At 32.3% G+C, this 21,677-nt stretch carries 25 protein-coding genes and 3 pseudogenes; 13 read left to right on the top strand and 15 right to left on the bottom strand.

Annotated features, from left to right (window positions below; translation table 11 throughout):
* Positions 1–578 precede the first annotated feature (578 nt).
* Positions 579–1,571 carry a zinc-dependent alcohol dehydrogenase family protein gene (locus BM211_RS12180; RefSeq protein WP_090997577.1) on the top strand — a complete coding sequence of 331 codons (993 nt, stop codon included), beginning with the start codon at positions 579–581 and terminating at the stop codon, positions 1,569–1,571.
* A gap of 790 nt (positions 1,572–2,361) precedes the next feature.
* Here BM211_RS12180 and BM211_RS12175 read toward each other — a convergent pair.
* The 5 genes from BM211_RS12175 to BM211_RS12155 all read right to left on the bottom strand — a co-directional run bounded on the left by BM211_RS12175 (position 2,362) and on the right by BM211_RS12155 (position 5,500).
* Positions 2,362–3,351, bottom strand: coding sequence for a hypothetical protein (locus BM211_RS12175; RefSeq protein WP_090997567.1), 990 nt, complete (start codon positions 3,349–3,351; stop codon positions 2,362–2,364).
* A gap of 28 nt (positions 3,352–3,379) precedes the next feature.
* Positions 3,380–3,796, bottom strand: coding sequence for a hypothetical protein (locus BM211_RS12170; protein ID WP_035432031.1), 417 nt, complete (start codon positions 3,794–3,796; stop codon positions 3,380–3,382).
* 15 nt (positions 3,797–3,811) lie between these two features.
* Positions 3,812–4,510, bottom strand: coding sequence for a YwqG family protein (locus BM211_RS12165; RefSeq protein ID WP_090997549.1), 699 nt, complete (start codon positions 4,508–4,510; stop codon positions 3,812–3,814).
* Between the two features lie 315 nt (positions 4,511–4,825).
* On the bottom strand, positions 4,826–5,047 hold the full coding sequence (locus BM211_RS12160) for a hypothetical protein (protein ID WP_035432035.1): 222 nt from the start codon (positions 5,045–5,047) through the stop codon (positions 4,826–4,828).
* Between the two features lie 30 nt (positions 5,048–5,077).
* On the bottom strand, positions 5,078–5,500 hold the full coding sequence (locus BM211_RS12155) for a DUF1801 domain-containing protein (protein ID WP_090997546.1): 423 nt from the start codon (positions 5,498–5,500) through the stop codon (positions 5,078–5,080).
* Positions 5,501–5,919: 419 nt separating this feature from the next.
* Between BM211_RS12155 and BM211_RS12150 the strand changes: the two genes are divergently transcribed.
* Together BM211_RS12150 and BM211_RS12145 are read left to right on the top strand one after the other, a co-directional pair.
* A complete protein-coding gene (locus BM211_RS12150; protein ID WP_090997543.1) occupies positions 5,920–6,720 on the top strand; it encodes an ABC transporter ATP-binding protein in 801 nt (266 codons plus the stop codon).
* A 44-nt stretch (positions 6,721–6,764) separates the two neighbouring features.
* A pseudogene (locus BM211_RS12145) lies at positions 6,765–6,959 on the top strand (Tn3 family transposase); the annotation flags it as partial.
* 649 nt (positions 6,960–7,608) lie between these two features.
* On the opposite strand, the gene BM211_RS12135 reads toward BM211_RS12145, so the two are convergent.
* Both BM211_RS12135 and BM211_RS12130 read right to left on the bottom strand, forming a co-directional pair.
* Entirely contained in the window at positions 7,609–7,914 is a 306-nt protein-coding gene (locus BM211_RS12135; RefSeq protein WP_090997537.1) for a hypothetical protein, read from the bottom strand.
* Positions 7,915–7,934: 20 nt separating this feature from the next.
* Complete coding sequence (locus tag BM211_RS12130; RefSeq protein ID WP_090997686.1) at positions 7,935–8,417, bottom strand: WXG100 family type VII secretion target; 483 nt, start codon at positions 8,415–8,417, stop codon at positions 7,935–7,937.
* 223 nt (positions 8,418–8,640) lie between these two features.
* Here BM211_RS12130 and BM211_RS12125 point away from each other — a divergent pair, with 223 nt between their 5' ends.
* Both BM211_RS12125 and BM211_RS12120 read left to right on the top strand, forming a co-directional pair.
* A complete protein-coding gene (locus BM211_RS12125; protein WP_090997533.1) occupies positions 8,641–9,258 on the top strand; it encodes a recombinase family protein in 618 nt (205 codons plus the stop codon).
* Positions 9,259–9,458: 200 nt separating this feature from the next.
* Positions 9,459–9,596 (top strand): YvrJ family protein, encoded by a 138-nt coding sequence (locus BM211_RS12120; RefSeq protein WP_141771632.1) that lies wholly within the window; start codon positions 9,459–9,461, stop codon positions 9,594–9,596.
* A gap of 73 nt (positions 9,597–9,669) precedes the next feature.
* On the opposite strand, the gene BM211_RS12115 is transcribed toward BM211_RS12120, so the two are convergent.
* Positions 9,670–9,969: a hypothetical protein gene (locus BM211_RS12115; protein ID WP_090997530.1), complete on the bottom strand. Its 300-nt coding sequence runs from the start codon at positions 9,967–9,969 to the stop codon at positions 9,670–9,672.
* A 538-nt stretch (positions 9,970–10,507) separates the two neighbouring features.
* Here BM211_RS12115 and BM211_RS12105 point away from each other — a divergent pair.
* The gene (locus BM211_RS12105; protein WP_090997524.1) at positions 10,508–10,696 is read left to right on the top strand and encodes a hypothetical protein; all 189 of its coding nucleotides are present in this window, start codon (positions 10,508–10,510) and stop codon (positions 10,694–10,696) included.
* A 388-nt stretch (positions 10,697–11,084) separates the two neighbouring features.
* Positions 11,085–11,791 (top strand): annotated as a pseudogene (locus BM211_RS12100) (IS6 family transposase).
* A gap of 149 nt (positions 11,792–11,940) precedes the next feature.
* On the opposite strand, the gene BM211_RS12095 reads toward BM211_RS12100, so the two are convergent.
* Positions 11,941–12,240, bottom strand: a complete 300-nt coding sequence (locus tag BM211_RS12095) for a hypothetical protein (RefSeq protein WP_090997521.1) — start codon at positions 12,238–12,240, stop codon at positions 11,941–11,943.
* 615 nt (positions 12,241–12,855) lie between these two features.
* Between BM211_RS12095 and BM211_RS12090 the strand changes: the two genes are divergently transcribed.
* The 3 genes from BM211_RS12090 to BM211_RS12080 all read left to right on the top strand — a co-directional run bounded on the left by BM211_RS12090 (position 12,856) and on the right by BM211_RS12080 (position 15,135).
* A complete protein-coding gene (locus BM211_RS12090) occupies positions 12,856–13,764 on the top strand; it encodes an acyl-ACP desaturase (RefSeq protein WP_090997518.1) in 909 nt (302 codons plus the stop codon).
* Positions 13,765–13,980: 216 nt separating this feature from the next.
* Positions 13,981–14,442: a CarD family transcriptional regulator gene (locus tag BM211_RS12085; RefSeq protein ID WP_177206927.1), complete on the top strand. Its 462-nt coding sequence runs from the start codon at positions 13,981–13,983 to the stop codon at positions 14,440–14,442.
* A gap of 546 nt (positions 14,443–14,988) precedes the next feature.
* Positions 14,989–15,135 (top strand): BC1881 family protein, encoded by a 147-nt coding sequence (locus BM211_RS12080; protein WP_090997512.1) that lies wholly within the window; start codon positions 14,989–14,991, stop codon positions 15,133–15,135.
* A gap of 294 nt (positions 15,136–15,429) precedes the next feature.
* On the opposite strand, the gene BM211_RS12075 is transcribed toward BM211_RS12080, so the two are convergent.
* Positions 15,430–15,705 carry a hypothetical protein gene (locus BM211_RS12075; protein WP_090997509.1) on the bottom strand — a complete coding sequence of 92 codons (276 nt, stop codon included), beginning with the start codon at positions 15,703–15,705 and terminating at the stop codon, positions 15,430–15,432.
* Between the two features lie 335 nt (positions 15,706–16,040).
* On the opposite strand from BM211_RS12075, the gene BM211_RS12070 reads away from it, so the two are divergent.
* Positions 16,041–16,241, top strand: a complete 201-nt coding sequence (locus BM211_RS12070) for a cold-shock protein (protein WP_090997506.1) — start codon at positions 16,041–16,043, stop codon at positions 16,239–16,241.
* Positions 16,242–16,435: 194 nt separating this feature from the next.
* On the opposite strand, the gene BM211_RS12065 is transcribed toward BM211_RS12070, so the two are convergent.
* From BM211_RS12065 to BM211_RS12055, 4 genes are all read right to left on the bottom strand, one after another.
* Positions 16,436–17,866, bottom strand: coding sequence for an IS4 family transposase (locus tag BM211_RS12065; protein ID WP_090997503.1), 1,431 nt, complete (start codon positions 17,864–17,866; stop codon positions 16,436–16,438).
* 195 nt (positions 17,867–18,061) lie between these two features.
* Positions 18,062–18,475 (bottom strand): hypothetical protein, encoded by a 414-nt coding sequence (locus tag BM211_RS12060; RefSeq protein WP_090997500.1) that lies wholly within the window; start codon positions 18,473–18,475, stop codon positions 18,062–18,064.
* The gene (locus tag BM211_RS26455; protein ID WP_218160803.1) at positions 18,465–18,620 is read right to left on the bottom strand and encodes a hypothetical protein; all 156 of its coding nucleotides are present in this window, start codon (positions 18,618–18,620) and stop codon (positions 18,465–18,467) included. Before BM211_RS26455 ends, BM211_RS12060 begins: the two co-directional genes overlap by 11 nt.
* 291 nt (positions 18,621–18,911) lie before the next feature.
* A complete protein-coding gene (locus BM211_RS12055; RefSeq protein ID WP_090814624.1) occupies positions 18,912–19,694 on the bottom strand; it encodes an HAD-IIB family hydrolase in 783 nt (260 codons plus the stop codon).
* Positions 19,695–19,782: 88 nt separating this feature from the next.
* On the opposite strand from BM211_RS12055, the gene BM211_RS12050 reads away from it, so the two are divergent.
* Complete coding sequence (locus tag BM211_RS12050) at positions 19,783–20,481, top strand: Crp/Fnr family transcriptional regulator (protein ID WP_090814625.1); 699 nt, start codon at positions 19,783–19,785, stop codon at positions 20,479–20,481.
* 439 nt (positions 20,482–20,920) lie between these two features.
* Here BM211_RS12050 and BM211_RS12045 read toward each other — a convergent pair whose 3' ends face one another.
* A complete protein-coding gene (locus BM211_RS12045; RefSeq protein ID WP_371261873.1) occupies positions 20,921–21,265 on the bottom strand; it encodes an NUDIX hydrolase in 345 nt (114 codons plus the stop codon).
* 17 nt (positions 21,266–21,282) lie between these two features.
* Between BM211_RS12045 and BM211_RS27105 the strand changes: the two are divergent.
* Positions 21,283–21,677, top strand: a pseudogene (locus BM211_RS27105) (RNA-guided endonuclease TnpB family protein); the annotation flags it as partial.

Here is a 21,677-nt window from a genome sequence, read left to right as displayed (position 1 = left end):
AAGCATAAAAAAAGTCCCTTTATAAGGGACTTTGCTCACACAAATGATCTGTACAACAATGTATCTTTGCTATACAGATCATTTGTATGATAATGTTTTAAAAATAATTGCTGAATAATGAACTTACATAAATGATTTTAAAAGTTCTTGAATGAATGGAAGGATTCCACCTAAAAATTTTAAGATTGCCATTGCGATTGACATGTTATTTCCTCCTTTTTTGTTGGTATTAAGAAGCGCTTTGTCTTTATATCCCTATTATAGTAAGTCTTTCCATTTTTAACAATACTTTTAAATATGCAATATTGCATATTTTGGTAGGATAAACGAAATGTCAAATCTAATAGATTAGATGTGCATATCGTTTGTATGTAGAAGTAGGGGATATGTAACAATGGTGTGCAGAGATAATAAAGTTTTAAAAAAGACGCGAAGTTGCGACACTTTATCTCTTCGATCAAAGAATTCTAAATAAGTTTTGATTCATTTGTTCAAAAAGTTCAAAGGTTTTTATCTCCAAATATCTTACTAGAAAGTTGATTTAAGGAATCTGATTATACGAAGGGGAGAGAAGTGTTTTGTATGGAAAATGTCTTAAATTTTACGAGTTTGGTAATCCTCAAGATGTCTTAAAAGTTGAATATAATAGTATAGAAACGCCCAAAAATAAAGAAATTCTAGTTCGAATGTTAGCAAGACCTATAAATCCATCTGATCTGATTCCAATAAGAGGATCGTACGCACATAGGATTTCTTTACCCGATATACCTGGTTATGAAGGTGTTGGCATTGTCGAAGAGGTAGGTTCTTTCGTTTCCAAAGACCTCATTGGCAAACGAGTTTTACCTTTACGCGGAGAAGGCACTTGGCAAGAGTTTGTTAAAACATCAGCGGACTTTGCAATTGCTATACCTGATTCAATTGCTGATTTTACAGCATCACAAATGTATATAAACCCAGTTACAGCATGGGTGACTTGCACAGAAATCCTACAATTAAAACCGACAGATGTTTTATTAGTGAATGCTTGTGGTTCTGCTATTGGACATCTTTTTGCTCAATTATCGCAGATTTTAGGTTTTCGATTGATTGCAGTTACAAGAAATAATAAATATACAGAAGATTTACTTCATCTTGGTGCTTCTTATGTAATAGATACCTCGACTGTGCCACTTTATGAAACAGTTATGGAATTAACAAATGGAATAGGTGCAGATGCTGCTATTGATTCCATTGGCGGAGTAGACGGAAATGAATTAGCTTTTTGTTTACATCCAAATGGCAACTTTGTAACGATAGGTCTTCTTTCGGGAATACAAGTAAATTGGGCAGAGATTGTAAATAAAGCAAAAGTAAATGCTAATATGTTTCATTTAAGGAATTGGAATGCAAGCGTCACAATAGAAAAATGGCAAGAAACTTTTTATCACTTAATTCGTTTAATAGATGATAAAAAATTAAGTTTGATGAAGGTCGATTCCACATATGAATTAGCAGATGTAAAAAAGGCTATTGCTGCGGTTGAATCTGCAAAAAAAAGCAGAGGGAAAGTACTTTTAACAAGCTATTGATAGGGGAGTAAAGGTTAAAGAGGTGGAGAATGTATACTATATTTTATCGATGGTGCGAAGCGTAGCAGTGCCGAGGTTAGCGAGATGGAACGGAAGCGGTACTGGAATATTATAATTAAAAGATTGGGATTTTACGTAATTATTTGTATGAATATGTAAGACTTTTGTAACTTTTATGAAAGAGATTTGAAAGACTTTTAAGTTAAAATGACTATGATGAACGTACTGATATGGTTTTTAGCATGTCGCTAGCAAAAGAATAAGCAGCAATATGGCATGCACATCAAGTTAAGGTTTTGAAGCTCTAATCGAAAATACTTTCTTTAATACCTCTTTATCAATTTGCGTCTAATTTTTTTGATTATGTGGAGATTTCTTAACTAGATGGTAACTAGTTGCACTAACGGGTCGTGGAAAATGTATACTAAGAAAAAGTTTATAAATGATTTGAATGAAACATGTAATGAAGACTTGGTTTGTTAATTTTTTCTGTTTCAATTTTAGGTGAGAAAAAATTTTTAATAGAATACTAGGTAAAATACGATATTAAAATAACTATAAGTCTTTGTTCTTTGCGGATTCAAAATCCTTTCTCCACTTCCATACAATTTCTTAGTATATGTTTTCTGCGAAATGTTGGTGTGAAATATTCAGTAACTAAAACGTGTCTTTTATGATTGGATCATGACAACTAAAGATATGAAGGATATATTTGGAGAACTTCAAAATATGCACAAAAAAAGAAAGAGCATATTTTGAAACATGCTCTTACGTTCTTTATACAAATGATTTATTCCTCAGGATACCGTTCTTTCACAAGTTCTTCGATGTTATTACTTTTTTTGACTTCTTCTGATGATAACCAGGCTTTATATCTTGTTCCATCTTTATTGGTTAAACATATGGTAAATTCTTTATTATATAGTTCCTCTTTAAGGATCGTGGCCACCTTTGTTAGATCCTCAATTAAAGGGGGATCGTTTTTAAATTCCGTACTATTAATAACTAAATTCACGTCATACTTCGGACACTCCCCATCTTTCGGATGTGAACAAGTAATACCTTTAAATACAAAACGGTCGTTTTGTACTTCTTTTAATCTGTCTACTACTTTTGTTTGCGTTTGAATCAAATATGTCCAATAACCGTCTAAAGTATTTTTCATTGTTAGTAGCAGTTCTTCTTTCGTTATAACGTTTTGTACATTATTGAAAGGGAGACCCATAGATTCATCGTTATGATCTTTAATTGCAAGTTCTGTTATCTTTTTATTACTCTTTTGAATGAGTTGGAATAGAGCATATAAACGATCTAATTCTGCTGATTCAAATTGACTATAATCCATCTTGTTACTCATTTTTAAAGTTAATAACAACTCATCAGTTGGTTTTTCTTCCCTATAATCAACTATATACTGAAGTACATTTTCTTTTTCAAATTCCTCGTAGCCTAACTTTTTCATTTCTTTTAAAATTGGTTTAAATTTCTTGTATTCCTCATATGTATTTTTTCCATATTGGTATTCATCACCTTTTATTGTTGAATAGAAGATGCCATCTACCTCTACTCGAAATTGCATATTTTTGTTGTTTTTTTCTTGAACAGTATGGTATGTATGTCCCATATTCCCTTCATGTATAGCGCCCCAATCTGTTACAACAACATCGATGCCATGTTTTTTCTTTATATATTTTTTTACTTGATCTTCATTTTCATAATTACAACCACTCAAAAATAAGAAACATACTACTAACAACATTACATTTTTCATTCTCTTCATATAACCTCTTCCTTATGTAACAAATTTATCATTTTCGTTCATATATAGTTCTGCTCACAAAAAAGGTAATAGAACAAATAGCAGTCAGCACCATATATAGCAGCGTCTCAATAGTAAAGGCGTCCGCTATATTTACTCCTAGTAAAATCTCAAATATAAATACAATTCCTGTGCCTAGAATGATATATAGTATGAAAGAAATGCTAAAATGTATTTTATTCGGTAAAATGATATATCTAAATAATAACTCCCCAAGAGCACACCCAAGTAAAACGATAGGGGCTCCAATATATAACACAACAACTGTCATTTGCATTGCATTCTTAATAATAGTAAAATAACCGGCTTCTCCAAAAGTCTCCTGAGTATGGTACAGTTGAAGTATATTCATTGAAATTAATAGACTTAATACGCTATATACGAAAGATATTAAAAATTTCTTCAATAATAATCACCTCTCCTACAAGAAATCACAATGTGCGATCCAATCATTTGTTTTCACATTTTTAGCAAAGTAAATTCCACCGCCATGAATAATTCCAAAGTGTGCTTTTGGATCTTCTGTTATTTGAAACACAAATTCATAATCCGCGGGCCATCGGATACCTAATTGTGCAAAGCTAGCATAACCGCCTAATTTGTGTTTGTAACGATTCTCTTCAAAAATATCATCGTAGTATTCTATTCCGGTCGTGTCTTCAAGTTCTATAATTTTATCTTCGATTGTGTGCGGAAAATCATCTGTATCCCATAGCGGAAACTCATCGCTTACTAGTTTTGGTATTAACGGAAAAGGCTTTAGATTTTGAAACGTAAGTAACATTTCATTCGGTACTAATTTCTCTAAAGAATCATATTCTCTAATACAAAAATTTCCTGATAGGTTGGATAAATCTTTAGTAAAGTTTGGAGAAAGAAATACGGCTATAGCTTTTCTATCTTTTAATGCTTCTGGAACGAAAGGGAGCTGAGTTAAATTCATCATCATGATTGCATACATTTTGTCTTCATAACGGTCGAGTGGGTAAGTTTCATTTGGTAATGAATAGGTGATCTTTCCAATCCAACTTTCATTGATAGATAAATCGGGTCTCTTTCCGCCTGTTTGAAATATAGTTGCTTTTTTTCTTAGGATATTCTTTATTTTGTCTATTCCCAATGTGTTGCTCCTCCTAACAATATTAGTGTAAAGATCATGATTAGTCCTAAACGATATTTTTTCAATCATTATCCCCTCATTAATGATATTCTATATTTAGAATATATCAAACTTTCTGGTGGTACTGTCGATAAAACGTGGATATTATTCGCTAAGGTATTTTGGGAGAGATACGCTTATAAAGAAAAGACACAATTTTAGGTGTTTCTTTGTGGTTTTATAATTCATTTAAGTGAATATAAAAGAACACCAGGTATAGAGAGCCTACCTAGTGTTCTTACTGCAACATTTTCTATTGTCTTTTTTACAATACATTCAATTGGTTTTCTGATTATTTCTCTCATATCTCACCATACAAACCACGCTAATAATAAGTATAATAAGAGGGATTCCTTGAATCATAAAGAATCCAATGAAAAATTCGGTAAGGCCGCTTCCAGGAGCATCTGTTGCCATTCCACCAATAAATAGAGAACCAGGAAGCACACAAATATTCAATATTAAACTAGCACAAATAAAAAGTGCTCTCCAAAACATGAAAATAATCCCCCTTGTAAATACATTTCATTACTGATTTGGATACGTCTCTTCTAAAAAACTGACAGATTGTTTGATTAGTGCTTTTAGAACAGTAATATCAATGTCTTCTACTTTATTAATGTATACACATGATTTTCCCGACGTGTATTTTCCGAAGTTTTTCAATAGTTCTTCTCGCTTAGGATCACCAGTGGCAAAATATAAACTAATTTTGGCTTTTCTAGGGGAAAAGCTAACTAACGGGGCATCACCTTCATGACCTGATTTATATTTGTAATGATATGTACCAAATCCGATAATGCTCGGTCCCCACATCTTTGCTGTATATCCTGTTGTTTCAGTAAATATATCTAATAATTGATAGGCACTTTCTCGTTTTTTAAGGCTTTCAACACTTTCGATAAACTCAATTACACTATTGTTCGTTTCTGTTGTTTTGAGTTTGTACATAGTAAAGACACTCCTTTTTAGATATCAGTTTCGTCATATAGATAATTATAATATAGGGCCACTATATATGTTCATCAAGTTAGGAAAAAAATACCTGATAGTCAACTCGCTTTAGTCGGAAACTATCATTGTAAACGCACCAATTATAGCAAACAACTTTTTAAGTTTTTCCATTTTTAGGAACAAGTAATTTCTTAAGTTGATGGGCATACGGCTGTACCCCTGTTAGAAAAAGATGAATAGGAATATAGGATACATAGAATAAGGGAATGCAGTACAAATCAATGTACAAGCACTTCCTTATTCTATATATGTTTACCTTCTAACTATAATTTTAAAGAAATGTTAGATTATGTATTTTGTCCTTGGTATATTTAAAGGGTAATTGGGTATTAAGATTAATTAATAGAGGTGTTTGCGTGGAATTATTTGAGTATTATAAAAAAAAGGGGCGTTTTAAGTGTTTGATTGGAATAGGTGTTTTTCTTTTTGGATTATATTGTCTGTATAATAGTTGGGGTGATGTTAATTGGGGAGAAATAATATTTATTGTTATAGTTTCGTTTGTTGTTTTTGGAATTGGATATTGGCAATTAAGAAAAGGGAATTTATTAAAAGAGAATATAGTTAAAAATGATTTTAAGTTTTGGGATATTGATACTTATGTTTTATTGGAATTACCCGAAAGTAATAAACATTTCGGTTTATATAATCCCGATGGAGCGTATATAGCAGGAACAAATATAATTTCAGCTGATATAATTTCTTCAAAATTACCTTTTTTAAAAAACAAGCAAGTTATTGGATTGGAAGCAAGTAATGGGGAAATTCTTGCGTATTTCCATAGTGAAGTTGAAAATTATGATTGGGTTATTTATGACTCGAATTATAATTGTGTAGGTATGTTTAAAGAAAGTATTATACAAGGATTTGGAATGGTACGTGGTTCTTTAATGAATGAAAAAGAGATTAAACTTTGTGAGGTAGAAGTTGAATTTGATTTTTTTGAAACGTCTTTTCGTGCAATAGATGATCGTACATTAATAAGCTGTAAAAGAGGATATATGCCTTTAGAATGGAATGAAAGATTTGGATTAAATGCACCTATTATTAAATTTGGGAATAATATTTCTAACACTGAAAAGATATTTGGTTTAGGGGTTCTTTTCTATATTTTAGAAACAATTAAAGCAAGAAAAAGTAGAATTTTTAATGATTAGAATTAAATATTCATATTTTAATATTTAATAGAAAGATAAAGTGTTCTATTTATATCTCTTGTGCAATTGAAACATTGCGGAATAATGGCATTCATATTCCAAAGGAATATATTCAACACATCTCTCCATTAGGCTGGGAGCATATTGCACTTACTGGTGATTATATTTGGAATTTAAATCAAAAAGTAGATTTTGAAAACTTACGTCCATTACGAAAAAATAGAATAAAGAAGAAATAGGGTGTTTTTGCCCAAATCCCCGAAATGGGGGGAGAGAAAAAATCTATGTCCAATCAATTAGTAAATTTACCAAGAAAAAATGCGCTACTTATAAAAATGAGGTCATTTTATTTATTACAAAAAGATAGAAAGGGGGTCTATTTTTTACGAACAAAACGTGGGAGTTATGTGTAATTCATTTTGAAAGGAGAATAAAGCTTATGGCGACAATTTTGAATTTTTGGTCTTTTGTTTTTTCGTTATTTTGTGTACTAATGTTCTATATATTCTCTTTTACACCTTTACATAAAGTTTTCTTGAATTTGACTGGAATAAATCCAATTTATATGACATTTTATTTAACTTTATTTGCTTTTTTAATTAGTGTAATGGGGCTAGGAGGCATAAAAAACCGAAAATCTACTTTAAGGAGTACTTTGGCTATATTAATTAGTGTAGGGCTATTAATGATTCTTACCTTTATAATTTTTATAGGGACATTTTTTGAAAGTACTTAAGAGGGGTCACCATACATACCCATAAAGAAGAAATATGTAAAAATATTCCTTAACGTACAATTTTCTTTTTTTGGTCGTGTGATCCCTAGTACTTCATATAATTCATTCTCTGTAAGGAATAAGACACTATGTTTAACTGCGTTTTAAAGATTTTATATGTAACTTTCTGCTATATCAATATCTTTTGTCATTTCTAACTCTGGAAATTTTGCATCTAATTTTCTTAAACACTTAATAAATTCTTTACTTTGTATAACTTCTGTTATATCTTCAAAAACTTCACTTATCCAATATAAATTTTCTTTACTACAATTTTCTAAATACCTTATAGTATTTTCCTCATTTTCTGAGAGTACTTCTACTATTTCATCCCAACTTTTTTGTATTCCATAATCATCATTTAAGTCTAATTTTTTTCTTTTATCTAATATAGCTTCCATTTTATTTTCTATATTCATATTAATCCTCCAAACTCTATCTATGGTTGTTGAGTAGCATCCGGAAAAATAGTCCCTATCTCCCCGTCTGTTTTTATAACTCCAACCCTAACCCCATTATATTCTCCGAAAATAGTCACACCATTTTCCGCACTTGCGAATTCAGTTAATTCAGCAACCTTAGTCCCTGCCGCTCTCCCGCTTCCTCTCAGAAAGGCGTCCGATAGATTATTAAGCAGATTGAAATTCCCATACGCTTTTTCATCAACTTCACGGAATGTTTTTGCAGATTTCTTTAATTCGAGTTCAGTATGATGTAAATGCTTGACTAAATCGTCCATACTCCTCTTTTTTGAGAAAAATTCATCGAAAAATCGTTGATGCGCTATCCCTTCCCAAGACATCTGCAATTCGAATGTAACTTGTAAAAGTTCTCGAATTACTCTTTCCATGGCTTCTCTATTTCGTGATATGGAATCCGCAGCTGCTTCTAATTTATCTGGATCAACGCGTACTTGTCCCAATGTCATTCATTCTCCTTTCCTCTTTATGTATAAAATTACCAATATAAGTATAACAAATTATAGAGTTAGTACGGAAACAATTCGTAAATGTATACCTTTACAGATATATAGAATACTATAAAAAACCACGTCTATAAATGTCCTTTTCTCATTTTACAGACATCTTTTTATTCCATATACCTTTGCAGACATAATTGGTATAATTACCAATGAGGTGTAGCAAATGAAACATAAAAAATTTGGATATGTACGAGTTTCAAGTAAAGATCAAAACGAAGAACGACAAATTCAGAATATGAAGAATTTAGGGATAGAAGATCGGGATATTTTCATAGATAAAGAATCTGGGAAAAATATGGAGCGAGAGAATTACCAAATGTTAAAGCGTCTTGTTCGTACAGGAGATACCATTGTGTTTGACTCCCTAACAAGGCTTGGTAGAAATATGAATGATACTTTAGAAGAATTTAGGTACTATGAAAGGCATAGGGTAAATTTACAATTTATAAAGGAACCTTATATTAACGTCAATTACACTGGAGAAAGTACAAATGATGTCATTCAGAGCGCAATTCAAAAAGCAACTCTTACAATATTATCAGCCTTTGCAGAAAAAGAACGAATTGATATTAAACAACGTCAAGCTGAAGGAATTGCCCTTGCCAGAAAACAAGGTAAACGTTTAGGGCGTCCACCTGTTGAAATAACCGAAGAATTTACGGATGCTTACAAGGAATGGAAATCCGGTTCGATTACAGCAGTAGGAGCCATGAAAAAGTATGGCATCAAACGTTCTTCTTTTTATAAGCTTGCTAAACAGTATGAAGAAAAAATAAAATAAACCACGCTAAGGATTTTTGAGTCGTTTTAGCACTAATTTAAATTGTGTTGCATCGAAATACTCTTACCGGGACAAAGTTTACATCATTTTATGCTGAAATTTGCTTAACGTGGGGTTTTCCAAAATGCTGGCGGTACACCTATACAAAGAAAACGCAAGGAAACGGAGTTCTAAGATTATAATGGAGTACTTACTAAGCTATGACTCCATTTGAAATGTTTAGCACATCAATAGGGAATTTCAGATTTCCTATTGTAATTTCTATTTACCTTTTAATTAGATTTGAGAAGAGAATCGACACTTTGACAACTGCAATTAGGCTGTTTTTGCTCAATTAACGAATTAAAGCAAGTTGCAGACAAGAAAAAAAGCATCGGATACATTTTGACCGATGCTCTTCCTTTATAATTATTAAGGTCCAAAAACTAAAGTTGCCACAACATTATAAACAATTGGTACTAAGAACATTACAATATTAAAAATAATACCCCATAAAGACAATTTATCTTTGTTCATGCTATATCCAACAAAACCTATAATTGCTCCAATTGGCGCTAATATTAGTGGCATTACTATTGGTAATCCTTGAAGTTTATCTAGTGGAACTATACCAGTTAAAAAATTAATTACAAGTGCAGCTAAAACAACTGCAAACACACTTGAAATCCCCCCCAATACACTACTTTTTACTTCTACGTTGCTGTTTGCCATTTTAAATCCCCCAATACACTATTCAAAATACAAAAAATATAACTTCATACCATAATAAATTATGATATTTAAGAATACCACTGTTACTAATGCGTACACTGGATTAAATGTCTCAAATCCAAACACACCATAAAAAAATAATAATGTTAAAAAACCTATATTCGACCAACATGGGGTATCGTCTCATCGCCATCAACTTAAGAAATACATTCTTCCCCAAAACGAAAAAAATGAACTAAATTCCCATGGGGTAATGACGACAAAACGGGGATTTTATACGCCCAGGATATGCAGGATTTCATGCAGGCTACGAAAACGGTTTGAACTGCAAAATGCTGTCGTGACGGGGATGTATGAAATCCTGCATACAGCGGAGGGAACAGAAAGCTGTCAAACTATTGGTATGAATGGATTCCTGAGATCTGATTACCGCTGATAATGAGACGTTATGTTAACCGAGCGTGAATACTATATACATCCGAAAATCCGAACAAATTGTTATTCTTGAATGGTACAATTAGGAAAAGGGGGAGAAAAAATGAACTGGTTAGTGTTAAGAGATTCAAAAACAATGTCAGGTTTCGTAATTGCAATATTACTTGCAATACTATCAGTTGTTTTCGCTGTAAAAGGAAGTGACTATTGGATAGTCCTTGTTATATTTGCAACCGTTCTAACGTTCCTTAGCGTAAATAGAGCAGACAAGATTTACAAATCAAGAGGATAAAACAGTAACCCTCTCTGAACAAGAGGTTTTTTCAATAACTTCCAATAACGATAATTATGTAAATGAGCTGTCCATATGGGCAGCTCATTGTATTTTTTGCTTAGCGTGGTTTTTTTCCAAAATGCTGGTACTAGGACTTTTTTGAACTAACTTTAGATACTAAGTTATGACATCTATTTATCTATTGGTAATACAACATTCTAAAAACAGAGTCAAAACTTTTAAGTTATGAAACTGTTTATAAAAATCCTTAATGTTTATTGGTGAATAATGTATTGTTATGACCTGGTTTTACAGGTTCTGGTGCAAAAACTTCAAGATAATTGCAAGTAATCTCTAAATCTTGGACATACTGATACTATTACTCTAAAAAAGGTGCGTGATCAGTATGGAAAATCGAAATTTATTCAAGTGGAAACATTATCATCATGATATTATTTTGCAAACAGTAAGATGGTACCTACGGTACAACTTGAGCTTTCGTGATTTGGTGGAAATGATGGCGGAACGGGGCATAATCGTTGCTCATACAACGATTATGCGTTGGGTTCATCAGTATGGTCCTGAATTAGACAAAAGAATCCGTCGTCATCTCAAGCAAACTAATGACTCGTGGAGAGTCGATGAAACATATATCAAAGTAAAAAGTCAATGGATGTACCTGTATCGTGCTGTCGATTCGAAAGGAAGTACCATCGATTTTTACCTAAGCAAAGCAAGAAACCACAAGGCTGCAAAGCGATTCTTCAAGAAAGCTTTGCAGTCTTTTCATGTTTCTGAGCCTCGTGTCGTGACAGTGGATAAGAATCCAGCTTATCCTATAGCAGTTGAAGAATTGAGAAAAGAAAAAAAGATGCCATTAGGCATTCAACTAAGGCAAGTGAAGTATCTCAATAACATAGTGGAACAAGATCATCGGTTTATTAAAAAGCGAGTTCGTTCGATGTTAGGATTGAAATCCTTTCGCACAGCTACATACATTATTTTTGGAATAGAAGCTATGCATATGGTAAAAAAAGGCAACTTATTTTACTGGACAAGTCTGTCCAAAATCAAGTGAATTTCATCCATCAACTATTTGGAATTGCTACTTAAGACTAGATTCCACTAGGCAACTTTTTGCCTCTTTATATCTTTCCTAAGTATTTGCACCAGAACCCTTTTTGTTAACAAAGTTTCAAAAATAAACTTTTTATAAAGGTTTCCTTTGAATATGATTATTTATTTCGAACATATAATTATAATTATTGTATTTCGAGGGTTTCCTTATTAACCTTAGCTATATATTTTACAAAATCAATGATGGGATATTTTATAAGTGAACGGTGCTGCGTAAAACGAATCCCTGATTTCTCCATTTTTAAAATGAGTTGTTCAATTTCTAACTCTTTTTGTTGTATCCTATTATAATTTTGGTATACAATGTTTTTCCATTGATAGGAGGAACCGTGAAAGTAACTTTCTCCTTTTACCCTGTGACTAAATATTATTTCTATTTTTTCTCTACGATGTTTTTCCTTCATATGTGCTTCCGTTGACTGCATGTTTATCGCCTCTTCCCTTTGTGCACGGTCTAACCGTGTAAATAACCCCATCATAGCCAATGTACAGTGATTTTGTTGGGAATTGTCGTTTAAGGATATCTCATCAAGTGTATATATTTTTCAAGCGCTTAATCTAACAGCTTGGATTTTACATCTAAATAAGTTGTTAGTGTGTATAAAATACCATTACTCTTTTCAGTTTTTGCTACCAATAACAAAATTAGAAAGTAGTGAAAATGCAGGAAAGATTAAATGTTTATTAATCTTTATTATAAAACGATTCTTTATGGGCATGCACCTTTTTACAATCACCAAGATTTACAACATGACGAGTACCTTCATCCATGAATTTTATTCTCTATTTACTGATGATCGTTTTTTATCTAGGCTAAGCAACATACCGTATGCCTCAGAACCCCTTTTATATAAAAGGACAATATATGTAACGGTTCCCCTTTTGATTTGAAAAAATCATATAAAAATATAGGGCTCTTAAAGAGTTTTGTTACAAATTTGTTATGTTTGACTTAAAAAAGGAAAGTAATATTCATTTGTAGAAAATTTTTAAGGGTAAAAATAGGATGAATATCCATGGTAAGAAGAGGGGGCACTTATATGCTAACAAATGATTTAGATTTCCGATTAGAACCACGTTTAAAAGAACTGTATGAACAACACAAAATAAGAGCGCAGAAGATAGACTGGGGGTATCATGAGTTTTTACCATGGGATAAGGGAATGGACTTTAAAAGAATTCCTTGGGATGAAAGTCAAGTTACTCTTCCTTCTGGTGTAATTACGGCCATTGAAACAGCTTTATTAACAGAAGTGAATTTACCCTGGTTTACAACGTATTTATCTGCGACTTTTAAAGGTTCTCTTTCTGTTATTACAGACTTTATTCATACTTGGACCTCAGAAGAGGATCAACATTCGAATTTATTGGAGACATATTTACTACTCACTCGAAGTGTGAACCCTAAACGTATACATGAATTAAGAAAGTCAGTCGTTGAGGATGGATTTGAGCCTGATTTTCATACACCAATCGAAGCCATGACGTATACGACGCTACAAGAACTTGCAACGATGGTGTTTTATAATAATGTAGCTAAGGTTGCAAGTAAGCATGATCCAGATCTTGCTACATTATTACGCCGTCTTGCCAAAGATGAAACTCTTCATTATGCGTTTTATCGAGACCTCATTCGAACACATTTGGAATTAGAACCTAATTATTGCTATCATATTGCCAATGTGATTAGGAATTTTAAAATGCCAGGTGCTGTCATGCCAGATTTTGAAAATAGAATGGCTGTAATTGCAAAAGAAGCGAACTATGGACCACTACAATATTTTGATCAAGTACTTGATGTAGTGATTAATTATTGGGGGTTAAAAGACTTACGACCAATTGCACCTTTAGCTGAAAAAGCAAGAATTGAGATTTTGGAGTACCACACAAGATTGAAAAAAATACGAGATAGATTGGGTCGTTTTCTAGGGGAAACTGATCTACGTTAAAGAGTAAAGGTTTCAGAATATACACGGGGAAATTCACCTTCCCCTTATTGGAAATCTGACACACTCCCTATTGTTTTGTTGCTGTTTTTATTAAATTTAAATTTTAAAGAAAAAGTGGTTGACGATAAAAATAATTTTATGATATTATAAAATATTTGATAAAAAATCATATGTGTGTTAAGGTTAAGAAGGTTACCATATATGGAGGTGGATTATATGTTTCAGATTGGCGATAACATTGTTTATCCAATGCACGGAGCAGGTATAATTGAAGCCATAGAAGAAAAAGAATTCTCAGGGGAAAAACAACAGTATTATGTGATAAAAATGTCAAACAGTAATATGCAAGTCATGATTCCTATGGGTAAAATATCAAGTTCGGGTATACGCCCAGTTACTGATATAATTGCATTAAAACACATTATACACATTTTTCAGCATGGAGAAACAGATAAATTATTGCCGTGGAAACAAAGGTATAAAGTGAACACGGATAAAATAAAAACGGGTGAAATACAAGAAGGTGCTGAAGTTGTACGTGATTTAATGCGTATAAATAAAGAAAAGGCACTTAATACAAGCGAAAAAAAAATGTTGGATAACGCACATGAATTTTTGATTAGTGAACTAGGATTAATTAAAGGGATCACTGAAAATCAAATAAAAGGTTTCTGTTAAGATTCATTATAGATAATGTATTACATCCCCCGAAAATATCCTCAATTTTTCGGGAATATGATGATTATTAAAAGTAAATCATTTCAAAGACATTCAACTTCTTCAACTCACTTTTAGAGTAGGAACCTCTTTTGTTATTACTTCAATCTTATCCATTTTTATTTTTAAATTTCTTTTTTGAACGTTCGAAATTTCATCAAATAACTCGATTAAATAGTCACTTGATTTTTGCAATCCTGATTCACACTGGCACGGACAAGGAGCCGTAAGGATGAAAGAGAGGTAGGGCTTTCATTGTTTTAGGTAATATACTATCTAAGTCATTATTTCTAGAAGAAAAAACAATCAATCTCACCACTATCTTTAAGAGTTCCTTACATCTACTCAGACAGTGAATAGTAATTGTTTATCTTCTTTACGTAAAATTGATAAACGAACTGGTAACACCATATGGTCAACTACAAAAAATGGTTTCCAGACCAGGTAACCATTTTTAATTTAATTTACATACCAATAGTAAATTAAGCAGTAAGAAGGAGTGCACACATGAAAAAAATGTTAACAAAAGAATTAAGTAATGAATTAAAGAAGCGAGAAGGGATCATTTCTATTACAGTTGAGCCTTATGAAAAAATCGAAGTTGGTGGAATTCGTGTAGAGGGACCAGCTGTTATTCTAATTAATCAAGAATAGCTAAAAATAGTTGAATGAACGAAGAAAAGGATCAGCCTTTACGAGAAGGGAAGATCCTTTTTGTTTGCTGCAGCTAATATGGGATATACATAACTTTCATCTGATGTGTTGGGGGTAAAAGGAAGGAGAGGGTCGGGATTATCATGGTGGAAAGTTTAATATTGGTAGGATTTCTTTTTACGTTATATAAATTAGTTGATGAAAAAAACTAATTATTTAAAACGATATATTCTTTCCTTTAATTTGATTTATAACAGATTGGTTTCATAGACGACCAAATAAAAACACAGGGTTTTATCTCTGTGTTTCTTCAAATATTCGTTTTTGGATATATGCTTGAGCATGGATAATTTCTTTCTGAAGTTCTTTTAATTCTTTCGTAGAGCCTGATTCAATCCTCATGTACGTAGTAACTAGACTAATCATCATATCCATCTTCTCTACTATATTTTGAATGACCTGTTCAGATTGCTCTTTTTTAGGGTGTTGTATTGCTATTAATACATTTTCTATATAATTGTTCTTTCTTTGCTGGATATCATAAATAAACTGTTTCGTGTTTGAGTTCATTTCTTTTCCCTCCGTTTTGGATATATTTCCATTCTATCATATTTGAATAGAAATATTGGATTCCCCTAAATTCACATCTGTCTCGCACATCTCCTCAAATATACAAACTAATTCCTTAACGTACAATTTTCTTTTTTTGATATGGTGACCCCTATTAGTGGCTAATTACCATAAGGACTTATTTTGAAATTTGCTATTTTTTAGAAAGTATGTTAATTTAAGAAAGACCTATTTTTGTTCGGTTTGAGATTAAGAATAAATTTTGTTTTTCGTCTAAGGTATTTGAGCAAAGGTAGTAACATATGTGTGGGTATCCACACTAGGAGGCAACAATTATGGAACAAGGTAAAGTAAAATGGTTTAATGCAGACAAAGGTTTTGGATTCATCGAGCGTGAAGATGGAGAAGACGTATTCGTACATTTCTCAGCTATCCAAATCGACGGTTACAAATCTTTAGACGAAGGACAAAGTGTAACGTTTGAAGTAGAACAAGGACAACGTGGCCTACAAGCTACTAATGTTCAAAAAGCTTAATATTAGTTCATGAAAGACCCTCTTGTAGGGTCTTTTTTAAATTTTGTTATAGGGGTCCCACCCCATCGCTATCAAGCTAAGCTCACACAGCGTCAATTATAGTGGAGGTTGTTTCTTTTTTCTAAAGGGTACGTGTAGGAAATTTAAAGATTTGCATAAGAAATAAACCCTAATAGGTTTCATTTTTTTGTGAATTAAGCCACTTGACTGTCCGACATGGTACAATTATAAACGACACCTAATATATCAAAGACTGTTTTTTTCTCGTACCGATGAGATTTTCGCCCATTTTGCTGTAGGAGGTTGAACAGGCGAATTAGAATCTTTGATAGCTCTTGGGTGTCTTTTTCTATAGCTTGGAAAAAAAGAAGAAAGTAATCTTTAATCATATATATGGCCTTATATTCACTCAGTTCTCGTTTCTTTTTCATAAGAAGTAATTGCCGCATTTGAAACATGGTAGAAGAACAGAGTAGAATGGCAATCAATTGCCCATACAAATGGCATTCCAATCGTTCTCGTTTTATCTTTTTACAATGATGAATACGAAAGAATGATTTCCACGTTTTAAATAAAATCTCGATTTGCCAACGTAAAGAATACCAATCATGTACTTGTCCCATTGGGACAATATCTATAGGAGTATTTGTCATATATACATTGATACCGCTAAGTCGTTTACTACGAGCAGAATACTTCGTTCCTTTCTTTTTTTCTCTTACAGCCTGATCTTGTAATCGTTTTTGTTGTTGTTCTTGTGTTAGTCGATGAACAATCACACGAGTTGGGATTTTATCAGTCATTCCTACATAAGCATCGGATATTTCACATGTTTGTCCTGGCTGAAGAGAATTCATTAAGACCTCCATATCTATTTGTATATACTCTGTACCTTTCTTGATTCTTCCATCTTGAAAATAATCAGGATTGGGATTTTTTTGATAAATACGTGTATTCGATTTGATACGAGAGATATAGTAAGCCTTTTTATTGTGTATATGTTGTAGATCTTTCAAATGAAAATAACCTAAGTCTCGAATACATAAATCATTCGCTGTCACTGTCGGAACACATAAAGAACCGTAGGTTCGATCATGTTGTTTACCTGGACCGGTATGAATATGAAGGAACTGTCCACTTAATAAATCATACTCAAGCTGAATCTTTACTCCCGCTGTATGGCTGCATCCTCCTGCACCTGGATAAACGAATGAAAAAGGATCTGGAAGTTGAAATGCAGTTGAATCTAAAATACGAATACGCTTGAAAACAGAAGTATATGGAGAAGAAATCGGCATAGATGAGGTCAGTTTTTGGTTTAGTAGTTCAGCTAATAGGTGTTGTAAAAATTGAACAGCTGCTTGATTAAATCGTTGATTCAATCCCTCAGGGCTGATGAGCACTTCTGTTGGTGCTTCCAAACAGCTAGATAATTGAGTTAAAGAAGTCGTAGCGATACTTTGACTCATCCATACACATAAAGCGACTAAATCTTTTGCTTGGTATTTACTGGTTCGTTGCACGAAACCAACATCTCTAGCTAGATCTCGTAAGATATTTGGAGATAAAAAGCTTTGAATCTCTTGAGCAAATAGTTGTAATTCATCAGATACAGAAATAGCCATACAAAAACGCCATCCTTTCCTATGATTCTACAGAAAGAATAGCGTATTTTTTCATTTTAGGGGGTGTTTTCTAAATTACTTCCTAACAAAGATAGGATCAAGATAAAATTAATTATTAAAGATCTATTATAATTTCCTACTAATATAACACGACTAATTTATTACTTTAGAAAACAAAATTAATTCGTTATTAAACTAAAAGACTCTGTTCAGTCTAATTTTATTTTCAACAAAATCAACTAAATTAGGGTATGTTGACGTATAGGCAAATCCTTGAGGTGGCGTAAATGAAAAATCAGACTTCAATTCTTTTAATTCAATCGGAATTTCAAGTTGAAACAAGCGCTCTATGTAGAAAGCATATTTTCCATTTTCGCCATTGTTAAATCGGTCATCACCATCAGCAAGTTCTTCAACCTTATTAGGATACTCAATCGGTAGACTAACGTCTGCAATATATTTTAGTGCTGATGTTGGGGATGATTCATAAATCCAAAAACGCTTTATTTGATTTTTAGGTTTATAATTTCTAAATTCATTTAGCTTTTTTCTTTCTTTTATTTTTTTACAATATACTGGTTTAATACTAATAAAGATTTCATTTTGCAACTTGTTCCCTTCTTTCTAATGTTTTACTATACTCTTCAAACTTTTTGATGAAATAATACACTGTATAATGTCTAAATAACTCTTTTGGATTCGATATCCAATTATCAGTAATATCGCTAATTACTGACAAAGATTCTATGCTCATACTTTTTTTAAACTCACTATAATCTATCAAATATTTTGGTAAATATCTATATGCATTTTGCTTAGAAATAGCTATACAAAAACGCCATCCTTCCCTATGATTCTACAGAAAGAATAGCATATTTTTCATTTTAGGGGGTGGTTTGTTTTATTAGCTTGATAGTGATGGGGTTCCACCAACAAAACGCGAATTTCGTACGCTAAGGAAATACAACATATAAAAAATCCTAATTTCAAGCTACAATAACGAGAAATTAGGATTTAATTATTTCATAAAAGCAAAGATTATGTATTATGGGTTTACCAACTTAGTAATTGTATTTATTTCTCCCAATTCACTAAGTCTTTGTACTAGGATGTTTTCTGTATCCTCACTTAATACCAATTGTTCAGATGAAAACGGTGCTAGTTGTAAGCTCTCACCAATCATAACTGAATACATAGCATGTTGAAACATTGTAATATCATTCGCATCATTACCAAATGCTATATATTCTTTTTCTCCCACACCCAATTGTTGCAATCCACTCCACTTATCTATTCCATTTGGACTTATGTCTAAAATTCCTTCATTTCCATGAGAGTGAACCACAACATTCATATTGCTAAGCCGTTCTTCAATTGCTTCCATATTGTTTGAAGTAAGCACTAAAATTTTTATGATTGCCTGTAATTTATCCAATTTAACGTTTTTCGCACGTCCTTCTGGATCAAGATTATTCAAAATTGGATGTGTAGCCGGCCCTGTATAGGCATAATCCCACTCACCATCTATTAAATAAGAAGCATTATAAGTTCTAAGTAACTGAACAATATTTGCAAGCGTTTCTTCATCAAAACTAATCGTTGATATTATTTTTCCTTTATTTGCAATCATTGATCCATTTCCCCCAATCATTGGGTATTGATGAAAACGCTCATGTAAGACGGGGAGTAAATCACGTATTGGCCTAGCTGAAGCAAAAATGACTTCGTGTCCTTGATCTACTAGACTTTCTAATGATACTAGTAGTCTTTCAGAAATAGGCTGACCTTTAAAACAAATTGTCCCATCTAAATCAAATACAAACTTCATTCTATGCCACTCCTAAAATTTTTTATTGTTCTTATCATATCAGTTTATTTTATAATAAAAAGGACATATGTCCCAAAAGGAGAATTATATGAAATTTGTTCATAACTTGAAGCTACTCGAAACAAAATTACAAGAATATCATATTGAAGAAATGTTTGCCCGAGAAAAACAACTCCCATTTACACTACAACAATATGGACAAGATGAAATTGTTTTACTTGAAGGAACTGAACTAGAATCATTATTATTTTTAGTGGAAGGGAAAATGAAAGTAACATCAAGTGTTGAAACTGGAAAATCACTTTTACTACGATTTATCCAACCTTTTTCCATTATTGGTGATATTGAATTAATTCGAAATGTTCCCGTTCAATCACAAGTTAAAGCAGTTAATAACTGTTTATTAATTGGACTGCATTTTGATTATATAAAACAACATGAAATGAATAATCCGAAGTTTTTACACACACTTTTAGAACATGTAAGCTATAAGCTTCAAACTTGTACAACAGCTTCTCGCGTAAATTTATTAGCATCTGTGGAAAACAAGTTTGCAAGCTATCTTATGTCCACAATAGCACCCGAACCAGATAACATCTTTGGAATAGAGCTAAAGGCTTCAAATATAAAAGAGATTGCGGATTTACTTGGCACGACATATCGACATCTAAATCGAGTTATTCATTCGTTATCCGAAAAGAGAATCATTGAAAGAAATAAAAATTCTATTCGTATATTGAATTGGAGCGATTTAGAAGAAATGTCCAATGGAATCCGATATAAGTAACTCTTAAAATTCGTTAATTCTCCACTTCTGATATGGTGCCCTAAAGTTGATGTGAGTTTTATGAAGTTACTGTTCCAAAAACGACCGTTTATGGGACTTTACTTATTTCTACCTAAATAAAGAAAAATACTATTCAAGTTCAGTTTCAAAAATCATTACCAAAAATAAAAGCTCCTAACATATTAGTCATATATAATATGTTAGGAGCTTGATATTTTAAGTGTTTTTTTGGATTTAGGTCTTGATAATATAGGCTAAGACGGTTTCTAACAATGAAATCTCATCTTTGCTACTGTAAAAAAACAACTAGTCCCCCCTCAGGAGGTGCTAGTTGACGTAAAATTCGAAGTTGGAAGTGAAAATTATCTTTTTTGATAGATACAAGAAATTAAGAACTGATCTTTACTCAAGAAAAGCACTTGTTAATTCAATAACCATCTCACATAATTTTTTTCAATAACCTTACCATAAATGGTGTTTTTAATGTCTCTTTTATTAGTGAATTTTTGTGTTTCATAAAATTATTGATCTGTTTTTTTCTATTTGGAACCATTAACAAAGGTAATCTACTAGGATTAAACCACCCAATTTTTGCAGTTTCAGGTCCATTATTTATTGGTTCTCCTCCTAGTAATTTGCCTAAAAATATATGTTGCATATCATCGTATTGAGGTTGGTGATATTCTCCTATTTTACGTTCAATAGCAATTATATAGCCCGTTTCTTCTTTAGTTTCTCTTATAGCACATTTATCTAACTGTTCACTCTCTTCTAATCTTCCCAACAGAAGCACAAAAAGAAGTGTTAGACCGTTGGTTGCAATATTGTCGTCAAACCTATAATTCTGCCTTGTTAGACAAAGAACGGAAATATAAGCAAAACAAGGAAAATTACGATCGTTATGATATGCAAAGACAACTTACATTGGATAAGAAGACGTATCCTTTTCTAAAAGAAATGCCTTCTCAGCCTTTACAAGAAGTTTTTGCACGTCTGAAAAAAGCCTTTGATCATTTCTTTCGTAAAGATGCAAAGTATCCAAAACAGAAAAAGTATAAAGACTACAATAGTATGACGTTTCCGCAATTTGGATTCAAACCAAACGGAAAGCATCGTTATGCGATGTCTTTTTCTGATCACGGTAAGTTATACAATAAAAAATTGGGAGAAATAGAAATCCTACTTCATAGACCACT

It is taken from the genome of Bacillus sp. 491mf (assembly GCF_900112415.1).
Classification (GTDB): Bacteria; Bacillota; Bacilli; order Bacillales; family Bacillaceae_G; genus Bacillus_A.
The sequence above is the reverse complement of the archived record's forward strand: the minus strand, read 5'-3'. Positions and strand labels throughout refer to the sequence as shown.

Excerpts from the sequence above, each read along its gene's own strand:
- BM211_RS12175 (WP_090997567.1), bottom strand. The coding sequence starts at position 3,351 with ATGAAGAGAATGAAAAATGTAATGTTGTTAGTAGTATGTTTCTTATTT.
- BM211_RS12160 (WP_035432035.1), bottom strand. The coding sequence starts at position 5,047 with ATGTTTTGGAGAGCACTTTTTATTTGTGCTAGTTTAATATTGAATATT.
- BM211_RS12155 (WP_090997546.1), bottom strand. The coding sequence starts at position 5,500 with ATGTACAAACTCAAAACAACAGAAACGAACAATAGTGTAATTGAGTTT.
- BM211_RS12135 (WP_090997537.1), bottom strand. The coding sequence starts at position 7,914 with ATGAATATAGAAAATAAAATGGAAGCTATATTAGATAAAAGAAAAAAA.
- BM211_RS12125 (WP_090997533.1), top strand. The coding sequence starts at position 8,641 with ATGAAACATAAAAAATTTGGATATGTACGAGTTTCAAGTAAAGATCAA.
- BM211_RS12120 (WP_141771632.1), top strand. The coding sequence starts at position 9,459 with ATGACTCCATTTGAAATGTTTAGCACATCAATAGGGAATTTCAGATTT.
- BM211_RS12115 (WP_090997530.1), bottom strand. The coding sequence starts at position 9,969 with ATGGCAAACAGCAACGTAGAAGTAAAAAGTAGTGTATTGGGGGGGATT.
- BM211_RS12105 (WP_090997524.1), top strand. The coding sequence starts at position 10,508 with ATGAACTGGTTAGTGTTAAGAGATTCAAAAACAATGTCAGGTTTCGTA.
- BM211_RS12095 (WP_090997521.1), bottom strand. The coding sequence starts at position 12,240 with ATGCAGTCAACGGAAGCACATATGAAGGAAAAACATCGTAGAGAAAAA.
- BM211_RS12090 (WP_090997518.1), top strand. The coding sequence starts at position 12,856 with ATGCTAACAAATGATTTAGATTTCCGATTAGAACCACGTTTAAAAGAA.
- BM211_RS12085 (WP_177206927.1), top strand. The coding sequence starts at position 13,981 with ATGTTTCAGATTGGCGATAACATTGTTTATCCAATGCACGGAGCAGGT.
- BM211_RS12080 (WP_090997512.1), top strand. The coding sequence starts at position 14,989 with ATGAAAAAAATGTTAACAAAAGAATTAAGTAATGAATTAAAGAAGCGA.
- BM211_RS12075 (WP_090997509.1), bottom strand. The coding sequence starts at position 15,705 with ATGAACTCAAACACGAAACAGTTTATTTATGATATCCAGCAAAGAAAG.
- BM211_RS12070 (WP_090997506.1), top strand. The coding sequence starts at position 16,041 with ATGGAACAAGGTAAAGTAAAATGGTTTAATGCAGACAAAGGTTTTGGA.
- BM211_RS12065 (WP_090997503.1), bottom strand. The coding sequence starts at position 17,866 with ATGGCTATTTCTGTATCTGATGAATTACAACTATTTGCTCAAGAGATT.
- BM211_RS26455 (WP_218160803.1), bottom strand. The coding sequence starts at position 18,620 with ATGAGCATAGAATCTTTGTCAGTAATTAGCGATATTACTGATAATTGG.
- BM211_RS12055 (WP_090814624.1), bottom strand. The coding sequence starts at position 19,694 with ATGAAGTTTGTATTTGATTTAGATGGGACAATTTGTTTTAAAGGTCAG.
- BM211_RS12050 (WP_090814625.1), top strand. The coding sequence starts at position 19,783 with ATGAAATTTGTTCATAACTTGAAGCTACTCGAAACAAAATTACAAGAA.